The following is a 5,608-nucleotide window of genomic DNA, read 5'->3' as shown; positions in this document are numbered from 1 at the left end:
TTTATCATATATAATTATTTAACATATAATAGTATATCAAAATTTATATAAAAAAAATTACATTTGTGATAAGTCTTACATTTAAAATGAAAAAAATCGTTTTATTATTATTTATTCATTTTTTCATATTTTCAGCAGCACAGAAATACAACCCTGTCGATACGGTTTACACTGTGCTACAACAAAAGCAAATTAAAGACTTTGTTGCTGAAAAAAGTGCAAATATGTCATTGCTAAATTTTACATCACTCAAACTTTCTAATAAAAAGATAGTAAAGAATTTTTTATCAGAACGTAGAAAAATATTTGATGAAATGATAAAACAGAATACTCTTTTTATTGATGAAGAAAGTGAAAGATATATTCAGAATTTATTGAATGAAATTATAATAAAAAATAATCTCGACGTTCCATCAACAAAAGTTTTTTTAAGTCGTGAAACTCAACCTAATGCTATTAGTTTAGGGAGTGGAATTTTTATAGTTAATATTTCTATGTTTTGTAAAATAAATTCTGATGATGAAATTACATTTATTTTGTCCCACGAATTAGCTCATCAAATACTTAAGCACTTAGAGAAATCTTTAGTAAGGAATGATAACTTACAAAATTCTGAATTATATAAAGTCAATTTAAAAACTACTAAAAAAAAGTCTCAAACAGTTGGAATAGGAGCAATCTTAGAATTTTTGCAACATTATCAATATGATGATAAAAAAAATTCAAGATCTCAAGAAATTCAGGCAGATTCTTTAGGTTTTTCTTACTTTAAAACTCTAGCGAGAGATCGAAGTAATGCAATTGAATCTGTAAAGAAGTTAGACTCAATTAATCCAATAGAGCTTATTAAGCTCGAAGAAGATCATTACAGGAAATTTTTTAGTACTCCTAATCAAAAATTCAATGAAGATTGGCTAGAATTGTATGGTAATGGAGATTACAATTATTCTAAGAGTAAACAAAATGCTCTTGGCTTTGATGCTGATTCTTTACGAACCCATCCAGAAATTATTGAAAGGATAAGGCTGCTAAAAGACAAATCTGATATTTCTCTTCAAAAAAAAACTTCACAGGAGAATAAACATTTTCTCAATTTTAAAAATAAAATGATTAAGGAAACTCTTTATGCACATTACGTTCTAAAAGAATATGGAAGAGGACTTTATTTTACTTTGCAAATGGAGCAAAAATATCCTAATGATGAATTTGTTATAATAATGCGAGGTTTATTTTTAGAAAAATTGTATCAAGCCAGGAAGGATCATACTTACAAGAGATTTGTAGACGATGTAGATTATAATCATCAAACAAAATCGTACTATCAGTTTCTTGCAATACTAGATCATCTTTCGGTTTCCGAATTACAAAAATTATCCTCTTATTATATTAATAATTAATTATTTATGAAAAATATTTATATCTTTTTAATGTGTGTTGTTTTCAATGCTACTGCACATTCGCAGTTAGTTATGGCAATAATTGATAGTGATAAAAATACTTTTGGATATTTAGATTTTAAATTTATCAATCCAAAAGGTGGATCTGAAAGATTTTCTGTTGGTTATGCAAGTCCCTTAAATGCTAAAGAATTTCAAGTTGAAATTCAGGATATTAATCTCAAAAAAGTGAATGATGTACTTTTAAAATTTGATGCTCCGGTGTCCAAATTTTTAGTGAGTTATAACAAGAGTTCTATCTTAATTTTGGGCGTTCCAGTAATTTTAAAAGGTTCTTTGAATAATCTTTCGTATTTTATTTATGACCTTCAAACAAATAAATTGTCTGAGAAATATAGGTTCTCAAAAGATTTAAACGACAATGATGTAATCTTATCTATTGATCCTATTGATGACAAGGGCTTTATTTTTAACATCGTTCCGCCGAAGAAGAATAGTAAAATTGATCTTTACGCGATAGATCATCAAAATAAAAAAATGTGGGTAAACAATTTAACAAATTCTATGAATGGAAAAAAAGTAAATCTTGTGTTTTATGATAAAGGATTTTCTGGTAATATTTTGGGAACTACATTTTCTGACGATGCGCAGGATTTAAATAAAAAGTACGGTTTGTTACTGATTAATAAAGAAAATGGTAAAGAAATTAATCGTCAATTATTAGATAACTCTGAATTTAGATATGAACCTGTTAATGTGTGTTTTAAAAATAATAAAATTTTATTATTTGGAGATTTGTATTTGCCCGGAAAAAAAATTGATGGTAAAAATATTGGTTTATTTATGATCACTGCAGATATGAATGGCAATATATTAGAACGCAAAAATCAGACTTGGGAAGATTTGAAATCTAAAATAGACATTGAGAATGATGGCTACGTAAAGAATTCTGGTTATTTTTTTCCGCATACCTACATCATTGATGATGCTACTAATCACATCATTCTGCCCTCAGAATTTTTCTCAAAAAATAGTTTGGGAATGATTGTTACTCATTTTTATTTTTTAGATTTTGATGAAAACTTCAATCTTGTACAGACCAAAAAAGTTTTTAAAAGTACAACACAATATCCTGTGAACTCTATGCTTATCAACAGTTATCGAGCTTGGGGAAATTCTATTAAACGAGATGGATATTTTGATTATATTTTTTCTAATGAACTTGATAAGAAAAAAGGTATTGCATTTTATTATTTAGATGTCAATAAAAACGCAGGTCTTCTTCGAAGTGGAGAATACAGTTTTGGGACGGTGTCATATATTAAAGGGAAATTTAGCAATGATAAAATAAAGTTCACAAGTAAAAATCCGATGGGTATCTTACCCTCAAAACCTGGTTATATTTTAGTTTATGAGGAAACCAAAGATCGGGGGTTAGAGAAAAGAATTGAAAAAATTAATTATTAGTGTGGATAATCATATTTATGGCAGTAATTATTAAATCAACAATTATCTGTTAATATGAAACGGATGAAACGCGTTTTTTATTTTCTAACAAATCGAAATGAAATTTAATATTTGCAATGTTTTTCCACGTTGCATATTTGAATAAAATAAATCCGAGCAGCATTCCTAAAGTGTTCAAAAATACGTCATCGATGTCTGCAACCCCTCTTCCAGTAATATATTGTGCAGATTCAATAATACTTATAGCAACTAAAAAGAAAAAAGTAACGGGGATAAAACGGTTAAATTTCTTAATGCATAATCCCAACCAACCGAATGGACTGAATAAGAATATATTGCCAAATATATTTACGATAAAAGCCTGATTATCTATATTGTTATCATTTAAAAAATGCTGTATAGTGATAAAAGGCTGATGTTGAATATATGAAATCTCAGAAGGTTCTCTTCCAGATGCATAAAACATCATGTATAATAAAACGACGGTATATAAGGCAATAAATACTGCAAAATATCTTTTCATAGGTTTCCTTTTGGGATTAGTAATTAAAAAGAGGTTGTAGTGCTTATTAGTTTTTAGATATATTCTAATAACAAAAATCTTACCTTAGTAGTATGGCGTTTTGAAACTTTATAATTCTTTAGGATTATTTAACATAATATAAAAAGCCTCACTTCTAAAGTGAGGCCAAATATTTTAAAATTGAATAAAATCACACTTGGATTACTCCCAAATTGAATTTTTCAGTAATCGGAGAATGGTTCGCCGCCTCAATACCCATAGAAATCCATTTTCTGGTATCGATAGGATTGATGATAGCGTCGGTCCACAATCTTGAAGCTGCGTAGGTAGCTTCCGTTTGTTTTTGATATTTTTTCGTAATTGTGTCTAAAATTTCATTGTGCTCTTCTTCAGTAATTACTTTTCCTTGCTTTTTCAAAGTAGATTCTTGGATTTGTGCCAAAACTTTTGCCGCCTGAGTTCCTCCCATTACGGCTAAATCTGCCCATGGCCAAGCTACAATTAGTCTTGGATCATATGCTTTTCCACACATTGCATAGTTTCCGGCACCGTAAGAATTTCCGGTGATGATTGTAAATTTAGGAACTACAGAATTAGAAACTGCATTCACCATTTTTGCCCCATCTTTAATGATTCCACCGTGTTCTGATTTTGAACCTACCATAAATCCTGTTACGTCTTGTAAAAAGATTAAAGGTATTTTTCTTTGGTTACAGTTTGCAATAAATCTTGTTGCTTTGTCAGCAGAATCAGAATAAATTACTCCACCAAACTGCATTTCACCTTTACCGCTTTTTACCAATTTTCTTTGGTTGGCAACAATTCCTACAGACCAACCGTCAACTCTTGCTGTTGCACAGATAATACTTTTACCGTAATCTGCTTTATATTCTTCAAATTCAGAATTATCGACAATACATTTTATAATTTCTAAAGTATCGTATTGCTCTGCTCTGGAAACGGGCATAATTCCGAAGATATTATCTATTTTTTCTTTAGGAGGGAAGCTTTCTATTCTGTCGAAACCTGCTTTATCATAACTTCCTACAGATTTCATAATATTTTTAATACGGTCTAAAGCATCTTTATCATCTTTTGCTTTATAATCGGTAACTCCTGAGATTGCACAATGCGTTGTTGCTCCACCTAAAGTTTCGTTATCAATAGTTTCTCCAATTGCTGCTTTTACCAAATAACTTCCAGCTAAGAAAATAGAACCGGTTTTATCAACAATCATCGCTTCGTCACTCATAATCGGAAGATAAGCGCCACCCGCAACACAGCTTCCCATTACTGCTGAAATTTGGATAATTCCTGAAGCGCTCATTTTAGCATTATTTCTAAAAATCCTTCCGAACATTTCTTTATCAGGGAAAATCTCGTCCTGCATTGGAAGATAAACTCCTGCAGAATCTACCAGATAAATAATTGGAAGCCTGTTTTCCATGGCAATTTCCTGAGCTCTCAGGTTTTTCTTTCCAGTAATTGGAAACCAAGCTCCAGCTTTTACCGAAGCATCATTGGCAACAACTAAACACTGCTTTCCGGAAACATACCCCATTACAACCACAACACCACCACTTGGGCAACCGCCGTGCTCTTCATACATTTCGTAACCTGCAAAAGCACCAATTTCTATGGAATCTGAATTTTTATCAAGAAGATATTCTATCCTTTCTCTTGCCGTCATTTTCCCTTCGTCACGAAGTTTCTGAAGTCTTTTTTCACCACCGCCTTTTTTTATTTCTGTCAGCAAACGGTTGATTTCAGATAATTTTAATTTATTTTGATCTTCTCTTTTGTTAAATTCAATATCCATGAAATTTATATTTTAATCTGGCTAAAGATACTATTTTTAGAAAAAGTAATAAAATATGTTTGTTTAGTTTCAATGTGCTGATTATTAGAAAATTATGAAATTTTTAACAAATCAACTGTTTTTTTTGGTGCATATTTTGCTAACTTTACAATAGAGTAGTAGAGACGTAAGTTTCTATATAAATACTCAGTTCCTAGTTTATTTTTTTAATAGTTTATTATTTGAAGGCCCTGAAAGTTGTATAAATTTTCAGGGTTTTTGGATTTTTATACTTCGCTATTTGAAAGATTATTGTTCAGAATTTCATTATTAGGCTAAGAGCCTGTTTAAAAAATGAATAATAAAAAAGAGTATGGGCTAAAAACTGGCTAAAAATTGTCATTTTAGAGTTGCAAAACAAAA

At 30.0% G+C, this 5,608-nt stretch carries 4 protein-coding genes; 2 read left to right on the top strand and 2 right to left on the bottom strand.

Translation table 11 applies throughout. The features are described from left to right. The first annotated feature begins 86 nt into the window (after window positions 1-86). Together AB671_RS20335 and AB671_RS20330 are read left to right on the top strand one after the other, a co-directional pair. The gene (locus tag AB671_RS20335) at window positions 87-1,397 is read left to right on the top strand and encodes a M48 family metalloprotease (protein WP_066764886.1); all 1,311 of its coding nucleotides are present in this window, start codon (window positions 87-89) and stop codon (window positions 1,395-1,397) included. Between the two features lie 6 nt (window positions 1,398-1,403). Beyond that, complete coding sequence (locus AB671_RS20330) at window positions 1,404-2,864, top strand: hypothetical protein (protein ID WP_157444278.1); 1,461 nt, start codon at window positions 1,404-1,406, stop codon at window positions 2,862-2,864. A 49-nt stretch (window positions 2,865-2,913) separates the two neighbouring features. Here the strand turns inward: AB671_RS20330 and AB671_RS20325 are convergent, their stop codons facing one another. After that, window positions 2,914-3,387 (bottom strand): VanZ family protein, encoded by a 474-nt coding sequence (locus AB671_RS20325; protein ID WP_066674871.1) that lies wholly within the window; start codon window positions 3,385-3,387, stop codon window positions 2,914-2,916. 190 nt (window positions 3,388-3,577) lie between these two features. Further along, complete coding sequence (locus tag AB671_RS20320; RefSeq protein WP_066674873.1) at window positions 3,578-5,206, bottom strand: acyl-CoA carboxylase subunit beta; 1,629 nt, start codon at window positions 5,204-5,206, stop codon at window positions 3,578-3,580. Window positions 5,207-5,608 lie beyond the last annotated feature (402 nt).

It is taken from the genome of Chryseobacterium sp. BGARF1 (genome assembly GCF_001677955.1).
Taxonomy (GTDB): Bacteria; Bacteroidota; Bacteroidia; order Flavobacteriales; family Weeksellaceae; genus Chryseobacterium.
The sequence above is the reverse complement of the archived record's forward strand: the minus strand, read 5'-3'. Positions and strand labels throughout refer to the sequence as shown.

Excerpts from the sequence above, each read along its gene's own strand:
- AB671_RS20335 (WP_066764886.1), top strand. The coding sequence starts at position 87 with ATGAAAAAAATCGTTTTATTATTATTTATTCATTTTTTCATATTTTCA.
- AB671_RS20320 (WP_066674873.1), bottom strand. The coding sequence starts at position 5,206 with ATGGATATTGAATTTAACAAAAGAGAAGATCAAAATAAATTAAAATTA.
- AB671_RS20330 (WP_157444278.1), top strand. The coding sequence starts at position 1,404 with ATGAAAAATATTTATATCTTTTTAATGTGTGTTGTTTTCAATGCTACT.
- AB671_RS20325 (WP_066674871.1), bottom strand. The coding sequence starts at position 3,387 with ATGAAAAGATATTTTGCAGTATTTATTGCCTTATATACCGTCGTTTTA.